At 70.2% G+C, this 21,254-nt stretch carries 20 protein-coding genes and 1 tRNA gene; 7 read left to right on the forward strand and 14 right to left on the reverse strand.

All coding sequences use genetic code 11. The annotated features are described in order from the left end of the window. Positions 1-24: 24 nt before the first annotated feature. Positions 25-606 (reverse strand): flavoprotein, encoded by a 582-nt coding sequence (locus ACIQPT_RS06375; RefSeq protein ID WP_401153232.1) that lies wholly within the window; start codon positions 604-606, stop codon positions 25-27. Between the two features lie 177 nt (positions 607-783). Between ACIQPT_RS06375 and ACIQPT_RS06380 the strand changes: the two genes are divergently transcribed. Then, on the forward strand, positions 784-1,428 hold the full coding sequence (locus ACIQPT_RS06380) for a dihydrofolate reductase family protein (RefSeq protein ID WP_401153233.1): 645 nt from the start codon (positions 784-786) through the stop codon (positions 1,426-1,428). Positions 1,429-1,499: 71 nt separating this feature from the next. Here the strand turns inward: ACIQPT_RS06380 and ACIQPT_RS06385 are convergent. The 4 genes from ACIQPT_RS06385 to ACIQPT_RS06400 form a co-directional block, all read right to left on the reverse strand. Continuing rightward, positions 1,500-1,590 (reverse strand) — tRNA-Ser (locus tag ACIQPT_RS06385). A gap of 90 nt (positions 1,591-1,680) precedes the next feature. After that, positions 1,681-2,109, reverse strand: a complete 429-nt coding sequence (gene tadA / locus ACIQPT_RS06390; RefSeq protein ID WP_401153544.1) for a tRNA adenosine(34) deaminase TadA — start codon at positions 2,107-2,109, stop codon at positions 1,681-1,683. Between the two features lie 203 nt (positions 2,110-2,312). Then, positions 2,313-2,867, reverse strand: a complete 555-nt coding sequence (locus ACIQPT_RS06395) for a hypothetical protein (RefSeq protein ID WP_401153546.1) — start codon at positions 2,865-2,867, stop codon at positions 2,313-2,315. 253 nt (positions 2,868-3,120) lie between these two features. Next, positions 3,121-3,363: a hypothetical protein gene (locus tag ACIQPT_RS06400; protein WP_401153235.1), complete on the reverse strand. Its 243-nt coding sequence runs from the start codon at positions 3,361-3,363 to the stop codon at positions 3,121-3,123. A gap of 102 nt (positions 3,364-3,465) precedes the next feature. On the opposite strand from ACIQPT_RS06400, the gene upp reads away from it, so the two are divergent. Continuing rightward, the gene (upp, locus tag ACIQPT_RS06405) at positions 3,466-4,101 is read left to right on the forward strand and encodes a uracil phosphoribosyltransferase (protein WP_401153237.1); all 636 of its coding nucleotides are present in this window, start codon (positions 3,466-3,468) and stop codon (positions 4,099-4,101) included. A 112-nt stretch (positions 4,102-4,213) separates the two neighbouring features. Here the strand turns inward: upp and ACIQPT_RS06410 are convergent, their stop codons facing one another. The 4 genes from ACIQPT_RS06410 to ACIQPT_RS06425 all read right to left on the reverse strand — a co-directional run bounded on the left by ACIQPT_RS06410 (position 4,214) and on the right by ACIQPT_RS06425 (position 7,911). Continuing rightward, positions 4,214-4,816 carry a LytR C-terminal domain-containing protein gene (locus tag ACIQPT_RS06410; protein WP_401153548.1) on the reverse strand — a complete coding sequence of 201 codons (603 nt, stop codon included), beginning with the start codon at positions 4,814-4,816 and terminating at the stop codon, positions 4,214-4,216. Positions 4,817-5,023: 207 nt separating this feature from the next. Continuing rightward, positions 5,024-5,320, reverse strand: coding sequence for a type II toxin-antitoxin system VapB family antitoxin (locus tag ACIQPT_RS06415; RefSeq protein WP_003967677.1), 297 nt, complete (start codon positions 5,318-5,320; stop codon positions 5,024-5,026). Between the two features lie 231 nt (positions 5,321-5,551). After that, positions 5,552-7,084 (reverse strand): M28 family metallopeptidase, encoded by a 1,533-nt coding sequence (locus ACIQPT_RS06420; protein WP_401153238.1) that lies wholly within the window; start codon positions 7,082-7,084, stop codon positions 5,552-5,554. Positions 7,085-7,257: 173 nt separating this feature from the next. Further along, a complete protein-coding gene (locus ACIQPT_RS06425; protein ID WP_401153240.1) occupies positions 7,258-7,911 on the reverse strand; it encodes an HhH-GPD-type base excision DNA repair protein in 654 nt (217 codons plus the stop codon). 234 nt (positions 7,912-8,145) lie between these two features. Here ACIQPT_RS06425 and ACIQPT_RS06430 point away from each other — a divergent pair, with 234 nt between their 5' ends. After that, a complete protein-coding gene (locus ACIQPT_RS06430; protein WP_401153242.1) occupies positions 8,146-9,000 on the forward strand; it encodes a DUF4157 domain-containing protein in 855 nt (284 codons plus the stop codon). A gap of 83 nt (positions 9,001-9,083) precedes the next feature. On the opposite strand, the gene ACIQPT_RS06435 is transcribed toward ACIQPT_RS06430, so the two are convergent. Further along, positions 9,084-10,427 (reverse strand): hypothetical protein, encoded by a 1,344-nt coding sequence (locus ACIQPT_RS06435; RefSeq protein ID WP_401153243.1) that lies wholly within the window; start codon positions 10,425-10,427, stop codon positions 9,084-9,086. Positions 10,428-10,640: 213 nt separating this feature from the next. On the opposite strand from ACIQPT_RS06435, the gene ACIQPT_RS06440 reads away from it, so the two are divergent. The 4 genes from ACIQPT_RS06440 to ACIQPT_RS06455 all read left to right on the forward strand — a co-directional run bounded on the left by ACIQPT_RS06440 (position 10,641) and on the right by ACIQPT_RS06455 (position 16,484). Further along, entirely contained in the window at positions 10,641-11,267 is a 627-nt protein-coding gene (locus tag ACIQPT_RS06440) for a response regulator transcription factor (protein ID WP_401153245.1), read from the forward strand. A gap of 222 nt (positions 11,268-11,489) precedes the next feature. Then, entirely contained in the window at positions 11,490-13,520 is a 2,031-nt protein-coding gene (locus ACIQPT_RS06445; protein ID WP_401153247.1) for a VWA domain-containing protein, read from the forward strand. Positions 13,521-13,554: 34 nt separating this feature from the next. After that, positions 13,555-14,358, forward strand: a complete 804-nt coding sequence (locus ACIQPT_RS06450) for a DUF4255 domain-containing protein (protein WP_401153249.1) — start codon at positions 13,555-13,557, stop codon at positions 14,356-14,358. After that, on the forward strand, positions 14,355-16,484 hold the full coding sequence (locus tag ACIQPT_RS06455) for an AAA family ATPase (protein WP_401153250.1): 2,130 nt from the start codon (positions 14,355-14,357) through the stop codon (positions 16,482-16,484). The genes ACIQPT_RS06450 and ACIQPT_RS06455 overlap by 4 nt, the downstream gene beginning before the upstream one ends. Before the next feature lie 13 nt (positions 16,485-16,497). On the opposite strand, the gene ACIQPT_RS06460 is transcribed toward ACIQPT_RS06455, so the two are convergent. The 4 genes from ACIQPT_RS06460 to ACIQPT_RS06475 form a co-directional block, all read right to left on the reverse strand. Continuing rightward, complete coding sequence (locus ACIQPT_RS06460; protein WP_401153252.1) at positions 16,498-16,899, reverse strand: DNA-binding protein; 402 nt, start codon at positions 16,897-16,899, stop codon at positions 16,498-16,500. Further along, positions 16,899-17,180 (reverse strand): hypothetical protein, encoded by a 282-nt coding sequence (locus ACIQPT_RS06465; RefSeq protein WP_401153253.1) that lies wholly within the window; start codon positions 17,178-17,180, stop codon positions 16,899-16,901. The genes ACIQPT_RS06460 and ACIQPT_RS06465 overlap by 1 nt, the downstream gene beginning before the upstream one ends. Before the next feature lie 107 nt (positions 17,181-17,287). Then, positions 17,288-17,677 carry a hypothetical protein gene (locus ACIQPT_RS06470; protein WP_401153255.1) on the reverse strand — a complete coding sequence of 130 codons (390 nt, stop codon included), beginning with the start codon at positions 17,675-17,677 and terminating at the stop codon, positions 17,288-17,290. Position 17,678: 1 nt separating this feature from the next. Then, positions 17,679-21,026 (reverse strand): hypothetical protein, encoded by a 3,348-nt coding sequence (locus ACIQPT_RS06475; protein ID WP_401153257.1) that lies wholly within the window; start codon positions 21,024-21,026, stop codon positions 17,679-17,681. Between the last annotated feature and the right edge of the window lie 228 nt (positions 21,027-21,254).

The following is a 21,254-nucleotide window of genomic DNA, read 5'->3' on the forward strand; positions in this document are numbered from 1 at the left end:
CCGCACGGGAACAGCGCCGCGGGATTACGCGGTCCGCCGGGACGTTCGCGCGGAGATCTCGGGAGCGAGCACCTCCATGGCCTCCTCCCAGGCCTCTTCCCAGGGGAAGGCGGCCGCATGGCTGGACGTGGTCGTGTGCGGTGTGCGGCTGCTGACCAGGACACCCATGCCGCGCAGCTTCCGCAGACTCTCGACGTACGCGGGGTGCGCGGCGAGGGCGGAGTTCACGGCCGGGAGGACGGCGGTGGGGACGCCGAGCCCGTAGGCCTCGCAGAGGATGCCGAGGGCCAGGGTGTCCGCGATCCCGGCCGCCCACTTGTTGACGGTGTTGAACGTGGCGGGCGCGACGACGATCGCGTCCGGGTCCGGCAGCGGCCGCGAGTCATCGGGGGAGCGCCAGGCGGAGCGGACCGGATACCCGGTCCGCGCCTCGACGGCCGCCGTGTCGAGGAACCCGAGCCCCTGCGGGGTGGCGATGACGCCCATGTCCCAGCCGGCGTCCTGCGCGGCGGCGAACAGCCGGTCGACGTCCCGGGCGACCCCGGCCGCGCACACGACGACGTACAGGAACGGCTTACGGGCCGCTCGGCCGGACTGATCGCTCACAAGGACTCCCCTGGATCGTGGATGGTGGATCGTGGACCGCTGAAACGCACGCGGTGCGGTGTGATGAGGTGAAGTGAAGTGAAGTGAAGTGAAGTGATCTCTGCCCTCGACCGATGAGTTTCCCCCCTCCGGGGAGTCTCACCACCGTCGTTGACCGCACAGAAGCAGGAGAAGCGCGTGACTCAGCTGCTGAAAGTCCAGAACTTCACCGTCTCCAGCGACGGCATCGCCGCCGGTGAGGAGCAGTCGCTGGAGCGGCCGTTCGGTCACGTCGACCCCGAGCGGCTCTTCTCCTGGGCCGGGGCGACGGCGAGCTGGCCGAATCGCACGGAACCGGGCGGGAGCCGGGGCCTGGACGACTACTTCACGCGGGACTTCGCCCACAACATCGGCGCGGAGATCATGGGCCGCAACAAGTTCGGCCCGCAGCGCGGCCCTTGGGAGAACCACGAGTGGGAGGGCTGGTGGGGCGAGGAACCCCCCTTCCACACCCCGGTGTTCGTCATGACGCATCACGAGCGCCCGTCGATCACCCTCTCCGACACCACGTTCCACTTCGTGGACGGCGACCCGGCGACGGTCCTCGACCGGGCACGGGAGGCGGCGGGGGACAAGGACGTCCGGCTCGGCGGCGGAGTCACCACGATCCGTGAGTTCCTCGACGCCGGTCTGGTCGACACCCTGCACGTGGCGGTCGCACCGGTGAAGCTGGGGACCGGCCTGCGCCTGTGGGAGTCGCCGGACGAGCTGCTCGACCGCTACCACCTGGACGTCGTTCCGAGCCCGAGCGGCATGACGCACCACGTGTTCTGGCGGAAGTGACGGCGGGCCGCATCCGGCGGGTACGCGAACGCCCTCCTGAACTGCGTTTCCGCAGTTCAGGAGGGCGTCGATGGCGGTAGCGGTGGGATTTGAACCCACGGTGACGGGTTACGCCACACTCGCTTTCGAGGCGAGCTCCTTCGGCCGCTCGGACACGCTACCGAGAGAGAGCTTAGACCATTTCGGGGCGTGGACAGAAATCGGTTCCCGGCGGCGGGCCCGTAGCGCGTCGGGCGGCGGGACCGTCCCTGGTCAGAGCGCCCGGAAGAAGGCCGTCAGCTGCTCGGCGCACACGTCCTCCAGGACACCGCCGATCACCTCCGGGCGATGGTTGAGGCGGCGGTCGCGGACGACATCCCAGAGGGAGCCGGCCGCGCCGGCCTTCTCGTCGCGTGCCCCGTGGACGACCCGGTCCACCCGGGACTGGACCAGGGCGCCCGCGCACATCGTGCAGGGCTCCAGGGTGACCACCAGCGTGCAGCCGGTCAGGCGCCACTCGCCGTGGGCCTCGGCCGCCCGGCGGAGGGCGAGGATCTCGGCGTGCGCGGTCGGGTCGCCGGTGGCCTCGCGCTCGTTGTGGGCGGCGGCGAGCTCGGTGCCGTCGGGGCCGAGAACGACGGCGCCGACCGGCACATCGCCGGCCGACGCCGCCCGCGCGGCCTCGGCCAGGGCGCGGCGCATCGGGGCCTGCCAGGGGTCGCGTACGGGGTCGGGCTCGGGTACGCGTACAGGACCCGGGGCGGGCTCGGGTGAGGGGTTCGGCGGTCGTGCGATCACCCGCGGACCCTAACGGACGGGACAGTCGGACGGGACAGATGTCGGACGGGACAGTCGGACGGGACAGATGGAAGAGAGGCGAGAGGGGGAACGCCTGGCGGCCCGGCCTAGCGGACCGACTCCAGGACCTCCGCCGCTCCCACGGCCTCCGCGATCTCCGCGAGCGCGTCGGTCTGCAGGGTGAGCAGCTCCTTCTCGGACATCCCGAGGTCGGCGAGGACCCCGAGTTCGCCGATCGGCCCCGCCGGCACGGCGTCCGGGTCGGGGGCGTCGTCGTCCGGGTCGGCGGCCGCGGGGGCGGGCCGTTCCGGTTCGCCGTCCTCGGTGCCGTCGAGGTCGACGAGCTCCTCCAGAGCGGCGATCTCGTCCTCGGCCCCTGGTTCGCGGCCGAGCATTTCGTCGGTGAGCAGGATCTCCCCGTACGAGGAGCGGGCGGCGGCGGACGCGTCCGAGACGTAGATTCGGGGGTCCTCCTCACCGTCCACCCGGACGACGCCGAACCAGGCGTCCTCCTGCTCGATGTAGACCAGGACCGTGTCCTCGTCCACCGAGGCCTCCCGGGCCAGATCCGTCAGATCGGACAGGGTCTCCACATCGTCGAGCTCTGTATCGCTCGCTTCCCACCCGTCTTCGGTGCGCGCGAGCAGTGCGGCGAAGTACACCGTGACTCTCCCACTGGTCATAGGCGAATCGGTCCGACGGGAGGGCGAACGGTGATCCGTCCGCCCTGGGCCCCGCCCAATCGGCATCGTGGCAGAAACAAGCGCGCTGCGAGACCTCTTCGACCGTTGCGTCGGCCATCAGTTCCAGGAGTGCCTGGTCGGCCCTCTCCCTGACGATCTTTTCGACGAGCCGATCGGCGAGGGAGTGCGCCGGTGGTACGGGAGGGGGCGCGGGAGGGCTCGTCGACCGGTCTCACCAGCGGAAAGTACGCATCCGCATCTGCTGGCGCATCCGGGCGGCACGGGCCCGGCGCGGCTGCACCCGGTCGCGCAGCTGCTTGGCCTCGTGGAGCTCACGGAGGAACTGGGCGCGTCGTCGGCGGCGGGCCGCGTCACTCTCCTGCGCGTCCTCGACGTCACCCGCCGCGCCCTCGCCGTCGCGCCCGTCGCGCGGCCCGCGCGGGGCCGGGTTGCGCCGCAGTTCCCCGTCAGCCATCGACACACCACCCCAGTGCTGGGTCCGTATGCCCCCACCTTCCCCCCGAACAGGTGGTTGATGCCAGCGCAGAGGGCCGGGCGGCGCGGTTACTGTTGACGCATGCGGATCCACGTTGTCGACCACCCGCTGGTGGCGCACAAACTCACCACGCTGCGCGACAAGCGCACCGACTCCCCGACCTTCCGGCGGCTCGCCGACGAGCTGGTCACCCTCCTCGCCTACGAGGCCACCAGGGATGTGCGCACCGAGCTGGTCGACATCGAGACCCCGGTGACGCCCACGACCGGGGTGAAGCTCTCGCACCCCCGGCCCCTCGTCGTCCCGATCCTGCGCGCCGGCCTCGGCATGCTGGACGGCATGGTGCGGCTGCTGCCGACCGCCGAGGTGGGCTTCCTCGGCATGATCCGCAACGAGGAGACGCTCCAGGCGGAGACGTACGCGACCCGGATGCCCGAGGACCTCTCCGGCCGCCAGGTCTACGTCCTGGACCCGATGCTGGCCACCGGCGGCACCCTCGTCGCGGCCATCCGCGAGCTGATCAAGCGCGGCGCCGACGATGTCACCGCCGTCGTCCTCCTCGCCGCGCCCGAGGGCGTCGAGGTGATGGAGCGCGAGCTGGCCGGGACCCCGGTCACCGTCGTCACCGCCTCCGTCGACGAGCGGCTCAACGAGCACGGCTACATCGTGCCGGGCCTCGGGGACGCGGGCGACCGGATGTACGGCACGGCCGAATAGGTCGCCGAATAGGTCCGGGCCACGAAATTCGCACCCCGTTCCGGCGCCGTACGGTCTCGTACGGTGCCGGGGCGGGGCGCTTTCGTGTGCGGGTTCAGCAGGATGTGCGGGTTCAGCAGGAGGGGGACGGGGCCGGGGCCGGCTTCGTCAGGGCCGCCATCGCCGCGGTGGCCTCCTGCGGCGTGCTGAACGCCTTGAACTTCGCCCCGAGGATCAGGTCGACCTCGCCCGTCTTCCGGGTGTCGGTCTTCTGCACCGTGCCCGCCAGCTGGGTGCCGAGCACCGTGAAGCTGCCGTTCGTCGCGGTCGGTGCGCCGAGCAGCACGCCCGCGCCGGGCACCTTCTTGTCGTACTCCTTCGACGCGTTTCCCACCTCGCCGATGGTGAACCCGCGTTTCTTGAGCTCCTCGGCGGCGGATTTGGCCAGCCCGCTGCGCGTCGTCGCGTTGTAGACGTTGACCTTGATGGCGGCCGGTTTCGGCAGCGCCTTGGCGGGGGCCGCCGAGGGCTTCGGGGTGGGGCAGTCCCGCTTGTGGTCGGCCGCGCTGGCGCTCTTGTCGCCGCCGGTGAAGACGTCGATGAGCTGCAGGGTGCCCCAGCCGGCCAGGCCGAGGGCCACGACGGCTCCGATGCCCGCGAGGACGAGCCTGCGGCGGTGCCGGGGGCGGCGCATGCGGGGGTAGGCGTCGCCCGTGATGCGGTACTTTCCGCCCATGCCGGGGGGAGTGAGCATGCTCATGGACGCAGCGTAGTGCGACCCGGTGATGATGCGTACTAAATGATCAACGTATGGCACCCGGATGAGCGTGAAAGCACCCGAAAGGCCCGAATCGGAGCCTCGGCGGAGTGCGGAACCCCGGTGGGGTGTGCAGGCGCCTCGCGGCGGCTCGGCGGCGGAGCGCGCGGGGGCCGGGGCGGCGGGTCAGCCCAGGTCGAGGACGCGGGCGTGCAGCACCTGGCGCTGCTGGAGCGCGGCGCGGACCGCCCGGTGCAGCCCGTCCTCCAGGTAGAGGTCGCCCTGCCACTTCACGACGTGCGCGAACAGGTCACCGTAGAACGTGGAGTCCTCGGCGAGGAGGGTCTCCAGGTCCAGCTGGCCCTTGGTGGTCACGAGCTGGTCCAGGCGAACCGGACGCGGCGCGACGTCCGCCCACTGGCGGGTGCTTTCCCGGCCGTGGTCGGGGTATGGCTTCCCATTTCCGATGCGCTTGAAGATCACACGGAAAGCCTACCGGGCAAGGGCCACCGGGCGCAGCCAGGGAAGCTCACCGTGATGCGCCACGATGGCCGCGCAAAGGCCGTATAGCGCTGAATAGGGCGGGATACCTGGACAGAGGTCAGGTCGTCAGGTTGTCAGGTTGTCAGGTGGACGTGAAGGAGCCCGGTACGGAGGTGTACCGGGCTCCTTCACGCATGCTTCTGGCGCTTACGGCTCCGAGGGCGGGTGTCGCTACCGCGCGACTCGGCCGTGGCCCTCGCGCAGGCCGCCTCCGCTGCCTCCGCTGCCGGGCGTGCCGGTGCCGGTGTCAGGGGTGACCGGGCGGGTCAGCGAGCGCAGGTCGTGGGCGTACGTCCCGACGGCGTTGGCGATCACGTCGATGTTGGTGTCGAAGTGACCCATGTCGATGTTGTCCAGGTCGTCGCAGGCCGAGTGGTAGCAGGGGTCGTACGCGATCCCCGCCTCGCCGCCGTACACCTCGGCCTGGGCCGCCGTCTTGATGCCCTCCGCCCCGGTGTCCGTACCGCCGGAGGGGATGCCGGCCTCGATGAACGGCCCGTAGTCCGAGCGGCCGGTGAAGTCCGTACCCTCGTGCGGCTTGCCCTTGCCGTCGAGGAACGTGTTGATGTCACGCTCCAGTTGGGCCGAACCCTCGGGGCCAGGGCCCTCGCCGACCTCGTCGGAGTTGTCGCCGTCGAAGACGAACTGGACGCCGTTCGGCGAGGCGATCATGTCGAAGTTCAGGTAGAGCTGGATCTGCTCGCGCTGCTTCTCGGAGAGCGCCTCGACGTACTTCTCCGAGCCGATCAGACCGTTCTCCTCGGCCGACCACCAGGCGAACCGCACCTTGTTGGCGGGGCTGCTCTTCGACTTGGCCAGCTTCAGGGCGACTTCGAGCAGGCCGGCGGATCCGGAGCCGTTGTCGTTGATGCCGGGGCCCTCGGTCACCGAGTCGAGGTGGGCGCCGAGCATCACGGTCCGCGCCGCCTTGCCGCCGGGCGTCTCGGCGATGACGTTGCGGGTGGGGCGGTCCTCCTGGAGCTCGCGGATCTCGAAGGAGACCGTGACCTCGCCGGCCGCGAGGTCGGCGGCGAGCTTCTCGCCCTCCTCCTGGGTGAGGCCGCCGGTCGGGATCTTGCCGGCGGCGACCTCGCCGAGCGTGCCGGACAGGGCGCCCTCGACGTTGTTGTAGATGACCGCTCCGGCCGCGCCCGCCTCGGCGGCGGCCGCCTGCTTCTCGGCGAAGGAGCAGGCGCCGCGCTTGATCAGCGCGATCTTGCCGGTGAAGTTCGCGGAGGCGTAGTCGGAGGCCTCGCAGCCCGGGGTCTCGTCGTCGGGCACGGCGAGGAGCTCTGCCGTCAGGCCGCCCTCCTCCGTCGACGGCGTGTACGTCATGGCCTTGATCGTGACGTCGCGGGGCGTCGGCGTCACCACGGAGAGCTTTTCGGCCAGCGTCTCCGTATAGGTGAAGCGGAAGCTCTCGTACGAGACCTTGTACCCGGCCTGCTGGAGCTGGCGGTAGACGTACGCTGCCGAGGCGTCGTGGCCCAGCGAGCCGGCGGCGCGGTGACCTTCGGTGGAGTCGGCTATCGCCTGGAACTGCCGGAGATGGCGGTGGGCGTCACGTGCGGACGCCTTCTTCACCAACTCCCGTGACAGCTTGGCTGCTTCCTTCCCGGGGTCGTGCGGCGCGGGGCGTCCGGGGTGCGGGGACGCGGCCAGGAGGAGCGGCGTGGCCAGGGCGGTGGCGGCCACGACAGCCATGGCTCTGCGACGTGTTGCGTGCACAGGAGTCCTTCCGGTCTGAACGACTGGATCTCTGAACGGCTGAACGAATGTGCTGCGAAAGTTAGCGAGTGGGGTGACGCCTGTGAACCGTTGTGGCTGATTCTGATCGGTCGGCCGGGGGCGTCGGCCTGTTCCGACGCATGGCCGCGTCACTTCTTCCGCGAGGTCCCGGGCTTCTTCACCGCTTTTGCCGCCTTCGCTGTCTTTGCCGCCTTCGCCGCCGCCTTGGCCTCCTGCTTGTACGCGCGCACCTCGACGAGCGACTCCGGGCCCGTGATGTCGGCGACCGACCGGTGCGATCCGGCTTCCCCGTACGGGCCCGCCGCCTCCCGCCACCCCGTCGGCCGTACGCCGAGCTGCTTGCCGAGCAGCGCCAGGAAGATCCTGGCCTTCTGTTCGCCGAAGCCGGGCAGCGCCTTGAGCCGTTCCAGCAGCTCTTCGCCGGTCGCGGCGGTCCGCCACACCGCGCTCGCGTCGCCGTCGTACTCCGCCACCAGGAATTGGCACAGCTGCTGCACCCGCTGGGCCATGGAACCGGGGTAGCGGTGCAGGGCGGGTTTGGCGGTGAACAGTTCGGTGAAGGCGTCCGGGTCGTAGGAGGCGATCCGCCCCGCGTCCAGATCGTCGGAGCCCATCCGTTCCGCGAGGGTGTACGGACCCGTGAACGCCCACTCCATCGGCACCTGTTGGTCCAGCAGCATGCCGACCAGAGCGGCCAGCGGGCTGCGGCCGAGGAGCTCGTCGGCCTCCGGATTCTGGGCGATCCGCAGGGTGATGTCCTTGCCGCTGTCGCTCGTGGTCATGCTGCCGATCATCGCCAGCCCGGCGGCCGACGGCGACCGGGGCTGCGCCGATGGCCTCTTCCCTGTCGGCCGAAGGGAGTAGCCGACGGGAGTGGAGGGGCGCCTTCCGTGCGGCCGCGCTGCCCGATGAGGCAGTTCCGGATGCCCCGGCCCGGCCGGGGCGCGGGCTGGACGGCCTGGGGGCCGCGCCGTAATCGTGGAATGCCGAGGACGGTGCGGTCAGGGGAGATGAGCATGGACGCGCACGACATCGAGCAGGAACACCACGAGCACCACGGACATGGCGTGGGCGCCGGACGGGAACAGGCCCACGAGCGCGATGAACAGCGCGGCGAAACCCCCGCGGAGGCGCCCGGCGAGCAGGCCCACCACGTCTTCCGGGCAGCCGCCGCGGGCCGGGCCGATGTGGTCGGGGCGGCCGGGATGGGGCTGCTCCAGCGGACGGCCGGCAATGGCGCACTCGGGGCGATGGTCCAGCGCGCCCGGTCCGGGGCCGCGGAGCCCACCGCCGCCGAGCAGGCGGAAGAGGCCGAGGCGCAGCGGTCGCCGGTGCACGACGTGGTCTCCTCCGGCGGCTCGCCCCTGGACACCGAGACCCGTACGGACATGGAGAGCCGGATGGGCGCGGACTTCTCCGACGTGCGCGTCCACCACGACTCCGCCGCGCACGAGTCGGCGAAGGGCGTCGGCGCGCACGCGTACACCGTCGGCAACAACGTGGTGTTCCAGCGCGACGCCTACGACCCCGGATCGCCGCAGGGCCGCACCACCCTGGCCCATGAGCTGACCCATGTGATCCAGCAGCGCAACGGCCCGGTGGAGGGCACCGAGGCCCCGGGCGGCATCCGGGTCAGCGACCCCTCGGACCGGTTCGAGCGCGAAGCCGTCGCGAACGCGGACCGGGTCCTGGCCGACCCCGCGCCGGAGGCGGCCCCGGCCGCTCCCGCCACCGTCTCCGCGCCCGCCGTGCAGCGGTCGGCCACGGAGGACGAGGACGAGGAACCCGCCGACGTACAGGGGTCGTTCGTGCAGCGGGCGACGGAGAAGAAGGCGGGCGAGGAAGAGGAGGAGGAGACGCCCCCGGCCTGACGTCCCCCGGCCTGACGCCCCCCGACCTGACGTCCCCCGACCTGACGCCCCCGGCGCGACGCGTCAGGCCGGGGGCGCGGGTGTCAGCCTGCCGTGTCCGTGCGCATCGTCCCGCCCAGGAACATCGAGGTCGAGCACCGTGACGGGGCCGGAGCGCCCACCGGCTTGCCGACCCGCCGGCAGTCGATCGTCATCGTGACCTTGCCGCCCGCGGGCACCAGGATCGGGGTCACGAAGTGGTAGTCGGAATCGCGGAAGTTCTCCAGCCCGAGGCTCAGGACGCGGGTGTCCTCGCCGGCCGTGACGGTGACCGTGCCCGCGTCGCCCTGCGGGTTCTGCACCACGATGTCGGTGAGCTGGAAGGTGTGGCCGGCCGGTACCTCCAGGGCCGTCCCGGTGTTCGGGCCGCCGCCCACCCCGTCCTCCACCCGGGCCTGCGCGCTGGTCGGGGCGCCCGACGCCGCGTCGCCGCCACCGGTGTCGCCCGGGGCGGAAGCCCCCGGTGACGGAGAGGGGCCGGCCGAACCGCCGCCCGTTCCCGCTCCGGCGGAGTCGCCGCCTCCGGAGTCCGCGCCGCCCTGTCCGCCCTCCTCCGGGGCCTTGCTCTTCTCGGCCGCGGCGGCCGACCGTACGGCCTCGGGAGTGACCGCCTCCCGAGCCGCGGACTTCACCGCCGGGCGCAGCAGCGCGTACCAGAGGCCCACCAGGACCAGGAGCAGCAGAGCGGCGGTGAGCAGGGCCCGGGGCAGCCAGCGGGGCAGGATCGGTTCCTGCTGGTAGGAGCCGTCCACCAGGACCGGGGCCGGCGGTTCCTCGCCCTCGGGCGACTGCGGCGCGGCGAACACCTGGAAGGCGTGCGTCACCGGCGTACCGCGCCACATCCGCTTCGCCGGGCGGACCCGCAGCTTCGCGAACTCCGCGTGCCCCGGCTCGATCCGGAGCTCGGACGCGGCGAACACCACCCGCGCCTGCTCCGTACCGGGCTGTGCTCCGAGCCGTACGGTCACCGGGGTGTTGCCCCGGTTGTCGACGGCGAACTGGTGCCGTCCGCTCCGTGAGCCGTTCGAGCTGCGCGGGACCAGTTCGGCGGTCGTCTCGGTGAACGGCAGGACGGTCACCCGGCCCTCGGGCACCACCGTGTCGCCCCGGTCGCCGGTCGGCATCACCCGGATCCCGAACGTCGTCTCGCCCGCCAGGACCGTCGCGTCGCGCGGCGGGCGCATGACCAGCGAGACGGTTCCGGAGTCGCCGGGGTACAGGGAGAGGACCGCGGGCTCCATCGCCGACCAGGCGGCACACGCGCCGACCACCTCGAAGCGGTATTCCTCGACGGTCCGGCCGGAGTTGAGAATCTGCAGGGGAAGGGTCGTCTCCTCACCCGGTGCGACGGTGACGGACGACGCGTCGAGGCTTGCCGTAAGACTCATACGGCGGACCGTAGAACCGGGCCGGGGGGCGGGCACCGGTCACGGAGGAACACTTTCGGGCAGATTCGGTGCCCGTAGCAACCTTTCAGTTTCCTCGCGAGTAAGAACGGGAATCTTCAGACCGCCTCACAACGGATGGGGCGGACGACTACAGCTGTGGAGCTTGTGCCTGCTGTGTGACGCTTCCGGCTGGTGCCCAGGGGGAGCATTCGCATGGAGCGCATCACTGTCGTTTTACGTGCGCAGGACCCGATTTCCCAGGCCGGAGTGGCCAGTCAGCTACGAGCCCGCCCCGAGGTCACTGTCGTCGACCGGGACGACGGCGAGGCGGCGCCCCAGGTCGTGGTCATGGTGGTGGACGCGGTGGACGACGAAGTCCTGCGCGTCCTGCGCAACATCCAGCGCACCAGCACCTGCCGCACGGTGCTGGTGACCACGGACATCGACGAGCAGAAGCTGGTGAGCGCGGCGGAGTGCGGGGTCGCGGGGGTCGTCAGGCGGTCCGAGTCGACCCCGGACCATCTGGTGCGGGTCATCGACACGGTCGCGCGGGGCGAGGGGCATCTCCCCTCCGACCTGCTCGGACGCCTCCTCGAAGAGGTCGGCAGGCTGCAGGGCCAGGTGCTCGGGCCGCGCGGGCTGCACTTCACCGGTCTGGCCGCGCGTGAGGTGGACGTGCTGCGCCTGGTCGCCGAGGGGTACGACACCGCGGACATCGCGACGAAGCTGGCGTACTCCGAGCGCACGATAAAGAACGTGCTGCATTCGGTGATGACCCGGCTGCAGCTGCGTAATCGCTCGCACGCGGTGGCGTACGCGATGCGGCAGGGCCTGATCTGACGCCCTCTCCGGGGGCGGCATCCCTCTCTTCCGGAGCCGCCGTTGCACCATCGGGCAGTTCGGCCTTCCCGCGGAAGTGGCTCGCCTCTCTCTGTACGGGGACGGCCGGAGCGCGACGGTGGTCTCCGGGTACCGGGCAGGATGCCAGGACGCGGGGAGGGGAACGCTGTGCGGTGGTTTCAGCCAGGAACGGGACCACGAAGGCGGGCGGCCGGGCTCGTTGTGCTGCTGCTGGCCGCCGGGCTCGTCCCCGCGTCGGGCGTGAGCGGTGTGGCGTCCGCCGTGCCCGTACCGGTGCCCGTGGCGGTGGCGGTGCCGGAGCCGTGGGTCACCCCGGCGACGCTGGAGGAGAAGCTCGACCCGGGCGGTTCGACGGGCGTGGACAAGCAGGTGCGGACCCCGGCGATCCCGCCCCGGCCGGATGTGGTCCTGCTGGTGGACGGTACGGCGAGCATGGCCGACCCGATCGCCAGCGTCCGGGAGAACCTGCCCGACATCACCGGCAAGATCCTGGCCGAGCAGCCCGACTCGCGTTTCGCGGTGGCCACGTTCGGCGACCAGGAGGGTGATGTCGACGCGGGATTCCAGGTCTTCACGGAGCTGACGGACGACCTGGCGAAGGTTCAGGAGGGCGTCGACCAGCTGAAGACCGACCTCGGTGGCGCCAGCCGGGGTCCTTCGGAGGACTGGATCAACGGGCTGTGGCAGATCGCCGACGGCGCGGGCGGCAAGACGGTGTTCCGCGAAGGCGCGAGCCCGGTCGTGGTGCTCGTCGGGGACGCCTCCAGCCACTCGCCCAGCAACGGCCACACCATCGACGACACGATCTTCGCGCTCCAGGACAAGGGCATCCGGGTCATCGGGGTCGATGTGGAGAGCACGATCGGCGACGGCCTCAACGGCAACGGCGACGCCGGAAACCCGGACTACGTCGAGGATCCGCCCACCACGCCGGGCCAGGCCACCCGCATCATCGAGGCCACCGGCGGCCGGCTGCTCGAAGGGATCGACGGGGACCGGGTCGCCGAGGCGATCGTCGACGGCTTCGACAACCTCCCCACCTCCGTCGGCCACCGCCTCGACGACTGCGACCCCCATCTGACCGTCGCCCTCGACCCGCCCACCCGGCAGCTCACCAGCGGTGAGACCGCCCAGTTCGCGGAGACCGTCGACGTCTCGGAGGACGCCCCGCAGGGCGCGACGCTGACCTGCACCGTGCAGTTCCTGCTCGGGACGCAGGTGCCGGGGACGGACACGATCGGGCCCGCCGCCGCTGCCGACCCCGACTTCCAGCAGCAGATCAGCATCGCCGTGAACGACGTCGACGTCCCGGTCGTCACCGTGGACGACCGTACGGCCAGGGCCGCCGACGACGACGGCGTACGGATCTCCTACACGGCCACGGCGACGGACCCGCAGGACGGGGAGCTGCCGGTGACCTGTGCCCCGCCGTCCGGCTCGCTCTTCCCGGTCGGAACGACGACGGTCACGTGCTCGGCCACGGACTCGGCGGGCAACACGGGGGCGGACACGGCACGGTTCGAGGTACTGGAACCCGTCGTCCCGCCGGACCCGCCCGCCCCGCCGCCACCCCCGCCTCCGGCCTCGGACCTCGCGGTACGGGCCGATGTCAGCCCGGACCGTACGTATGTGGGCCGGCCCGCCGCCGCACGGTTCACGATCACCAACGCGGGCCCGGACACGGCGACCGGAGTGGTCCTCGGAGCGAGCTGGCCGAGGACGGCGGAGGCGAAGGACCGCAGCCTGCCCGCCCTGAGCCGGTGCACGGCGGCGCGGCCCTGCACGATCCCTGCCGGGGGCCGGGTCGAGGTGACACAGACGGCGACCTACCGGGCGGCGGTCACCGGTGACGTACGGGCCACCGTGCGCGGCACCCTGCCGGACCGGCGCGCGGCGAACAACCGGGACGTGGACCGGCTGAGGGTCCTCAAGCCCTCGCTGACGGTCACCCCGCAGGTGGCGAAGCCGGGGCAGCCCGTGGTGGCCCGGGGCAAGGACTATCCGCCGGGCGAGACCGTACGTTTCACGTGGAACATCGGCATCACCGCGGACCGGTCCGGCGTACGGGTCGGCCGGGACGGCACGTTCGAGGTGCAGATGCTGGTCCTGCGGAAGGACACGCTGGGTCCGCGCATCCTGCGGGCGGAGGCCCGCGATCTGCCGCGGCTGCAGAAGCCGGTGTTGGTCGTGCAACGCAACCTCCAGCCACCGGACTTCGCGGGCCGCTCATGAGCTTGCTCATCGCGTCGTCGAAAGCGGTCACCGGATGATCCACGAAGTGGACGACGTCCTGCGGGCCCTCATCCGGGCGGAGGTGCTGGAGGGCCGCCAGATCGCGGTGGTCTTCGACGCCCCGACCCGGGAGTGGGCGGCCAAGGTCAACGCCCCGATGGTCAATCTCTACCTCTACGACATCCGCGAGGACATGCGGCGGCGGGAGCGCGGCCTGCACAACGAGTACGACGAGCGCGGCGCGATCGTCGCGCGCCGCCGCCCGCCGCGCTTCTTCAAACTGTCGTACCTGATCACGGCGTGGACGAAGCGGCCGGAGGACGAACACCGCCTGCTCTCCTCGCTCCTGGCGTGCCTGCTGCGGTACGAGGCGCTGCCGCCGGAGCGACTGGCGGGCTCGCTCGCCGAGGTCGGGGCCGCCGTCCCGATGTCGATCGCGCTGCCGCCGCCGGAGGACCGGTCGTTCGCCGATGTGTGGAGCGCGCTCGGGGGCGAGCTGAAGCCCTCGCTGGACCTGGTGATCAGCGTTCCGGTGACGGCTTCGCCGGTCTACGAGGCGGGCCCGCCGGTGGGCGACGAGGGGCTGCGGGCGGAGTTCGGGGACGTTCCGGCGCCGGTTGCCGGGGAGGGCACGGGCACGACGGAGGCGCAGCCGGGCCGGCCGGGTCTGCCGGTGTACGGGTCGCGTCCCGGCCGCCCGGCCAGGGAACCGGCGGCGCGGGGCGGCGCGGGCGGTGAGCGTGGCGGGCGGGCGGTGTCGTTGCGCATCACGGAGCGGCGGGGGAGGCCGGTGGAGGAGAGCGGCGCTCCCACGCCTCCTGCGGGACGGGACACATGACGGCGCGGGACGCCGTCGCCCCGGACCTCCGCCATCTGCTCGCCCGGGCGGCGGCCGTGGAGCGGCGCATCCGGCACGCGGTGGAGCTGCGGCGGAGCACCGATCCGGACCCGGACGACGATTTCCGGGGCCTGTATCTGACGGACGAGAACATCGTGCGGCTGCTGGACGAGGAGGGGGCGAGGGGGTTTCCGGCGCTGGACGGCTCCTTGGCCGAGGGGGACGCGGTAGGAGGGCCCCTGGCCGAGGGCGCGCTCGACGGCTGTTCGGCCGGGGGCACGCTCGACGGGCCCCCGGCCGAGGGCAGTGACTCCCGACTGGCGGCGCTCGCACGGGATTTCGGCCTGACCTCCCTCGACACGGAGATCCTGCTCATCGCGCTCGTGCCGGATCTGGACGACCGCTTCGAGGCGTTCTACGGCTATCTGAACGACGACGTGTCCCGTCGCCGCCCGTCCATCGGCCTGGCCCTGGGCCTGTGCGGCGTGGCCCTCTCCGATCCGGCGGCCCGTGCCCGGCTGGCGGCGGCGGCGCCGCTGCGGGCGGGCGGCCTGCTCCTGGCGGAGGACCTGAACCGCCCGTTCCTGAGCCGAGCGCTGCGGGTGCCGGACCGGGTGGCCGCGCATCTGCTGGGCGACGACACCCCGGACCCGCGGCTGGCGGACCTGCTGGCCCCGTGGCAGGCCGTGCCCGGGGTGGGCGACCCGGCCCCGCTCGCCGGGGTCCTGGCCGAGGGGGTCGCGCTGGCCTACCTGAGCGAGGACCAGGGCGGTGCGGGCACGGCGCTGGCGGCGTCGGCGCTGACGATGGCGGGCCGGCGGGTCCTGGGCCTGGACCTGGCCCGGCTGGCGGAGGACCCGTCGCCGGCGGAAGCGGTTCGGGCGCTGGTCCGGGAGGCGCGCCTGACCGGGGCGGGCCTGGTCTGCGCGCCGCTGGACGCGGTGTCCCGGGAGCGCCCGGGGCTGCTCAGGCTCCTCACGGCGACCCCGGTGCCGACGGTCCTGGTGGGCAGGGCGCCCTGGGACGCGTCCTGGTCGACCGTCCCGCCCCTGCTGCTGCACGCGCCCCGGGTGGAGCCGTCGGCGCGGGGCGCTCTCTGGGCGGACGCGTACCGGCACGCGGCCCCCGCCCCCCTCCCGCCCACGATCGCCCCGGACCACCTGCTGGCCCCGTTCCTGCTCACCCCGGAACAGATCACCGGAGCCGCCCGCTCCGCAGCCCAGACGGCCCGCCTGGCAGGGGGCGAGCTCACCCCCGACCACGTACGCCGCGGGGCCCGCGCCCAGAACGCGGCGGGCCTGGACCGCCTGGCCCGCCGCATCGAACCCACGGTGACCTGGGACGACCTGGTCCTCCCGCCCGACACCCACACCCAGCTCCGCGAACTCACGGCCCGCGCGCGGCACCGGGACCGGGTGCTGGGGGAATGGGGCATGCGGCCGGGCGGCGGCAGGGGCCGAGGCGTATCGGCACTCTTCGCGGGCGACTCGGGCACGGGCAAGACGATGTCGGCGGAGGTGATCGCGGCGGACCTGGGGCTGGACCTGTACACGGTCGACCTGGCGACGGTGATCGACAAATACGTGGGCGAGACGGAGAAGAACCTGGAGCGGATCTTCACGGAGGCGGCCGGGGTGAACGGCGTGCTGCTCTTCGACGAGGCGGACGCGATCTTCGGGAAGCGCTCGGACGTGAAGGACGCCCATGACCGCTACGCCAACGTGGAGAGCGCCTACCTCCTCCAGCGCATGGAGTCGTTCGACGGCCTGGCCATCCTCGCCACCAACCTCCGCGCCAACCTCGACGACGCCTTCACCCGCCGCCTGGACCTGGTCATCGACTTCCCGGTCCCGGACCCCGAACAACGCCTCCTCCTCTGGGACCGCTGCCTGGGCCCGACCCTCCCGCGCGCCCCGGACCTGGACCTGCCCTTCTGCGCCGAGAACTTCGAGCTGGCGGGCGGCAACATCCGCTCGATCGCGGTGACTTCGGCGTACCTGGCGGCGGAGGCGGGGGGCGCGGTGACGATGGAGACCGTGATCCACGCGATCCAGCGGGAGTACCAGAAGCTGGGCCGGCTGACGCTGGCTTCGGAGTTCGGGCCGTATCTGGGGCTGGTGTCGTAAGGGCGGGGGGCGATCAGACTTTGACGATCCGCACGCGGTCGCCGCAGAGCATGGTCAGGTCCTCGGGATCCGAGGTCAGGACCACGGCCGGCTTCGGGGCGTGGAGCGCGGTGGCGGCGACCACGGAGTCGATGGCGTACTTGTGCCCGTGAAGGCCCGCGTCGACGAGCAGCGCCATCGCCGTACGCCCGATCTCCTCGGTGACCGGTTCCACGTTCAGCCGGGACACGGCCCAGTTGAAGCGGGCGGAGTTCACGCGCGCGTGGTGCGCCTCGATGAGAGTGAGGATGCTGGTCACGACCCGCATGTCCTCCTGCTCGGCCCCGCGCACCAGGGCCATGACCCGGCGGTCGTCGGCGACCACCTTCGACAGCCCTTCGCTGTCCAGGACGAGGGTGCCCGACCGGCGGCTCATCAAGCCGCGCTCCCCACGCCGCCGTCGGCGTCTCCACGCAGCAGGGCACGGGCGGCGTCGATCTCCGCCTGGCTGAACTCACCGTGCTCCGCCTCGTGTGAGGCGGTCAGCTCGGCGAGGTTGTCCCGCTCGATCTGGCGCTGCACGGCGGCGTCCACGTACGCGGAGAACCCCCGCTTCCCGACGCGCGCGCGGACGGCGGCGATGTTGCCGGAGTGCAGGCTGACGGAGACGTTGGCGGTGGGGCCTTCGCCGGGTCTGTAGGTTAGGTCGTCGCTCATGCAGCTATTCTAATATATCTACTAGCAGAGTGTGTTCCCGACGAGTCGGGTTGGGCTCCGCTCGCAGTTCAAGATCTCCCTGGCCGTGCAGATGCAGTGGCCGCGCGCTACTCACCGGGTGTCAGTTCAACGAGATCATCTTCACCCTCCCCGGTGATGGCGTAGACGCGGAAGCGGAATCGCAGGAGGGTGTTGATGAAGGAATCCCAGGAATCTGCGTCCAGCTCGTTCTGAGTGGTTACTAGAATTTCAAGAAAATGGTCGATATTTTGCCCGCAGTGGATTTGCAGATAGCCCTCCTCCTGCTCCGTCAGCAGGCCAAGTCGAATCCATCCTCGGGGAGGGAAGTACAGGAACTCGAGATCAATTTTTCCGTTATTGAAGCTGAACTCGGGCCAGTCGAGTCCTTCTGCTGCCGGATCCCTGCTCCATTCTGCCCGTTTCAAGCGCTCAGTGATCAGATTGCGAGGGTCCATCTGTTCGTCGCTTTTCGTCATGTCAATCACCTACCTTGCCTTCGACCTGCTGTGCGTCCTGATTTATTTTGTCTACTATCTTCCCGAGCGCTTTGGCCTTCCTTTTGATGGTCTTCTTTTCTTCCTCGTCGAGGGGGATCCCATCGTAGTGTTTTTCTATGACCTGCTCCACCGTGAGGGTCGAAAGTTCGAACCCGCTGCCGGTGTGGTCGTTCCTCAGTTCTTCCAGGATCCCTATGTGTATCTGCTTCTGTGCACGTTTCTCCTCTGCGGACTTCTGTATTGGCTTGTTTTCCGCGTCTCTTTTTACCTTCCCCGTCTCCGGATCCCTTACCTCCTGTTCTCCATGATATAGGCCTAGCATGGATAGATGGATTTTTGCGTTGAAGTCCCGGGATAATTTTTGTAATATCTCTTTGCAGCTTCCGCACGGACTCTTGGTTATCTGCATATCCAGGATATTCTTGTCATTTTTGTTGACGGGTAGGCTTTGTGTTGAGATTCCATCACGAATAATAGCATCGAGCAGCGCTTCGGCGTGGATTCCGCGGCTTTTCTGCCTCGGCAGTTCGTGCCCGTTCCAGCTGGCTGTCAGCGAAGTGTGTTGGACGCCCCGGCGTGGTCCGAGCCGACGGGCCGACAGTTCATCTAGGCGCCTCTTCTCCTCTTCGGAGATGTTGTCGTTCTTTTCTGCGGCCTTCAGGGCAACGCTTTCCCGCTTGCGTATGCCGACTTTGAAGTCTTCGTGCTGAAATTTTGTCGCCAAGCTTGCTGGTGAAGCCTTGACGTAGGTGAGGAACTCGCCGATAATCTCTGAGCGTTTTGTAGTAATCGATTTGAGTCCGAGAGGTTTATTCTCCCGATATACTGATTCGATCTTCGATCGTGTTTGGTCGCCTGACGTGAATTTGCCTCCAATGCTTGAGGACAGTTCGCGGGCGGCCTTTTTCTTGACCTCGTGCGGGCTGAGCTTTTTGGCTTCTCTGTCCTTGTTTCCCGCTGGATCGCCCTCCCTGTCCTTTCCCTTGCCCTTGAGCTTGTTCCAGAGCGCCTTGCCCTTCTTCGCGATGAAGTCGACGATCTTGTCGATGGCCCGGGTCACCGGTCGTGACACCGACTGGAAGACCGACTTGACCTTGTTGGCCAGGCCGCCGATGCCCAGCAGGGCGGCGAGGAAGCCGATCAGGAGGGGGACGCTCGTGGCGAGGGCGGCTTCGATGAGTTTGGGGACGCCGGCCTGGCCGCCGTTGGCGATGGCGACGACCGCGTCCAGGACCGCGTTGACGAAGTCCACGATCTGGGCGCCCTGGGTCACGATGAACGTGACGATGTCGATGATTCCCTTGACCGCGCGGACGAACGCCGAGGCGGGGTTGAGCAGGGAGACGATCCAGGTGATGCCCGCGATGAGGACCGTCGGGATCAGATAGGTCGTCAGCTTGCCGAGGATCGTGGCCTTGAGGTCGCCCGCTTCCGCCTGGATCTCCTTGACCGCGCCGGCCGGGCCTTCGGCGGCGAGGTTCTTCGCCACGGGGACCGAGGTCTCCACGGCCGACATCGCCTCGTCGGGGACGCCCTTGCGGGTGACCCGGGCGCGGATGTTGGCCCAGGTCAGGCCGAGCATGGTGCCGATGAGCTGGATGATCCCCTTGAGGTCGAACTTCGCCGGGAGGTCCAGGCCCGCCTTGACGGCCGTGCCCAGCAGCCAGGAGACGACGCCGGTCTTCAAGTGGTCGGCGATGTTCGTGATGAAGAGGTTCAGGCCCGCGCCGACCGCTTTCACCAGGTTGCCCAGGAAGCCGATCGGGTCCTTGATGATCTTCATGATCGCGGAGGCGGCCTTGGCGAGGATGCCGAGGAGCAGGTTCTTCAGCTCGTTGATCGTCTTGATGGCCCCGGCGATGGCGTCCTTCGCCTTGTCGATCAGGCCCCTGTTGGCCTCCTGGAGCTTCTTGATCTCCTCGTCGATCTTGTTGAGCGCGGCCGTGTACTTCTGGGCGAGGTCCTGGACCAGCTGTTCCGACTTCTCGTTGACCGTGGCTTCCAGGTCGTCGAACTTGCCCGCGAAGTCCTTTGCCGCCTCCTCACCGAACTGGCGTAGGTCGGCAGGGAGTTTGTCTACTTCAGCCTTCAACTCCGTCCGGCCCTTGGCGATTCGGGCCTTCGCCTTGCCCAGTTCTGCGCCGATGATGTCGGCCACCGAGGAGATGACCGTCCGCATCTTCGAGACGTAGAGCTTGCGGGACTCCTGGTAGAGGTCGTCCGCCGCCTTCGGCAGGCCGGCGAACTTGTCCTTGACCCAGCGGCCCTTGCCCCTGAGGCCCGAGTACCGCTTGTCCTTGTACTTCTTCATCCGGCTCTTGTGGTCCGCCGTGAACGCGTCCCGGGCCGACTTCTCGCCACGCGTGAACGCCGTGTCGACCTTCTTGTCCAGTCCGGACAGGGTCTCCTCGACGTCCTTCTTCGTGCCGTCGTAGACCTTCTGGAGCTTCGCCGTGACCTCGGCGCGCTTCTTCTCGTCCTTCGACTTCGTGTCGTTCTTGCCGCCGTCGACCTGCTTGCCGGCGGTGGCCCGGGTCGCGGTGAGGGCCGACATCGCCTGCGCCCCGGAGGCCGCCGCGTTCTCCTTGGCGGAGGAGAGCTGCTGGTCCTCCGCCGCCTTCCCCTTCGCCGGGGCCTTCGCCGCGTCCGCCTCGGAGGTCTTCTTCGCCGACAGCGCCTCGGTGAACTCCGGCTCGTTGCCCTTGGCCAGCTGTTCCTCGGTGACCTCGGCGTCCGCCATCGCCTTGTCGTTCCCGGCCGGTCCTTCCGAGAAGTCCGTCACCGCCGCGGGCTGCTTTTCCGGTACCGCGTCCGTCGCGGACGGTGCGCCCGGGTTGCCCGGAGCCTCGTCGGGGGAGAGCGGGGTGACGTCCTTGTCCTTGGCGGCCGAGGTGTCCGGCGGGGCCTTCGTCGCCGTGTCGATGTCCTTGGCGGAGGACTCCTTGCCGTCGGTGACCTTCCCGTCGACCTCGGCCTTGACCTGGTCCGCCTTCCCGGACTTGGAGAACTTGTCGGCCTCGTCCAGGTTCTTGGGGGCCTGGGATTCGATCGCCTTGTCCACCGCGTCGATGAACGCCGCCTTGTTGAACTCGCCGGGCTTCGCCGCGTTCATCTTCTCGGCGTTCGCCGCCTTGCCCTGGGCCTCCTTGTCGTCCGGCGGGGCCACGGCCGCGTCCTGCGACGCCTTCGACTCCGTCGCCGCCGGGGCGTGCGCCGCGATCCGGGTCTTCTTCGCCGCCACGTCGGCCTTCACGTTGCGGAAGCGCGGCGACTGCGCCGGGGACGGTTTGACCGGCGCCGTGTACCGCTGGGCGACCAGGCGGGACACCGCCCCGTTCCCCGCCATGCGCTGCAGCCGCTGGATGGACCGGCGGTCGGGGGACCGGGATGCCGGGGAGGAGGCGGTCGTCTGCTCCGTTCGCGGGGCGTCCGAGTGCGAGCTCTCGTGGTCCGGGGCGCGTACGGGCTCGTGGTCCGGGGTGTGTACCGGTTCGTGATCCCGAGTGTGTACGGGCTCGTGGTCCGGGGCGCGTACCACGTCGTGATGGGGTGGCGG

Source organism: Streptomyces sp. NPDC091289, assembly GCF_044757365.1.
Classification (GTDB): domain Bacteria; phylum Actinomycetota; class Actinomycetes; order Streptomycetales; family Streptomycetaceae; genus Streptomyces.

Coding starts and splice junctions, on each gene's coding strand:
- ACIQPT_RS06420 (WP_401153238.1), bottom strand. CDS start 7,084: ATGGCTGTCGTGGCCGCCACCGCCCTGGCCACGCCGCTCCTCCTGGCC.
- upp (WP_401153237.1), top strand. CDS start 3,466: ATGCGGATCCACGTTGTCGACCACCCGCTGGTGGCGCACAAACTCACC.
- ACIQPT_RS06460 (WP_401153252.1), bottom strand. CDS start 16,899: ATGAGCCGCCGGTCGGGCACCCTCGTCCTGGACAGCGAAGGGCTGTCG.
- ACIQPT_RS06450 (WP_401153249.1), top strand. CDS start 13,555: ATGATCCACGAAGTGGACGACGTCCTGCGGGCCCTCATCCGGGCGGAG.
- ACIQPT_RS06400 (WP_401153235.1), bottom strand. CDS start 3,363: ATGGCTGACGGGGAACTGCGGCGCAACCCGGCCCCGCGCGGGCCGCGC.
- ACIQPT_RS06455 (WP_401153250.1), top strand. CDS start 14,355: ATGACGGCGCGGGACGCCGTCGCCCCGGACCTCCGCCATCTGCTCGCC.
- ACIQPT_RS06430 (WP_401153242.1), top strand. CDS start 8,146: ATGGACGCGCACGACATCGAGCAGGAACACCACGAGCACCACGGACAT.
- tadA (WP_401153544.1), bottom strand. CDS start 2,109: ATGCGCCGCGCCCTGGCCGAGGCCGCGCGGGCGGCGTCGGCCGGCGAT.
- ACIQPT_RS06440 (WP_401153245.1), top strand. CDS start 10,641: ATGGAGCGCATCACTGTCGTTTTACGTGCGCAGGACCCGATTTCCCAG.
- ACIQPT_RS06435 (WP_401153243.1), bottom strand. CDS start 10,427: ATGAGTCTTACGGCAAGCCTCGACGCGTCGTCCGTCACCGTCGCACCG.
- ACIQPT_RS06465 (WP_401153253.1), bottom strand. CDS start 17,180: ATGAGCGACGACCTAACCTACAGACCCGGCGAAGGCCCCACCGCCAAC.
- ACIQPT_RS06410 (WP_401153548.1), bottom strand. CDS start 4,816: ATGGGCGGAAAGTACCGCATCACGGGCGACGCCTACCCCCGCATGCGC.
- ACIQPT_RS06425 (WP_401153240.1), bottom strand. CDS start 7,911: ATGACCACGAGCGACAGCGGCAAGGACATCACCCTGCGGATCGCCCAG.
- ACIQPT_RS06470 (WP_401153255.1), bottom strand. CDS start 17,677: ATGACGAAAAGCGACGAACAGATGGACCCTCGCAATCTGATCACTGAG.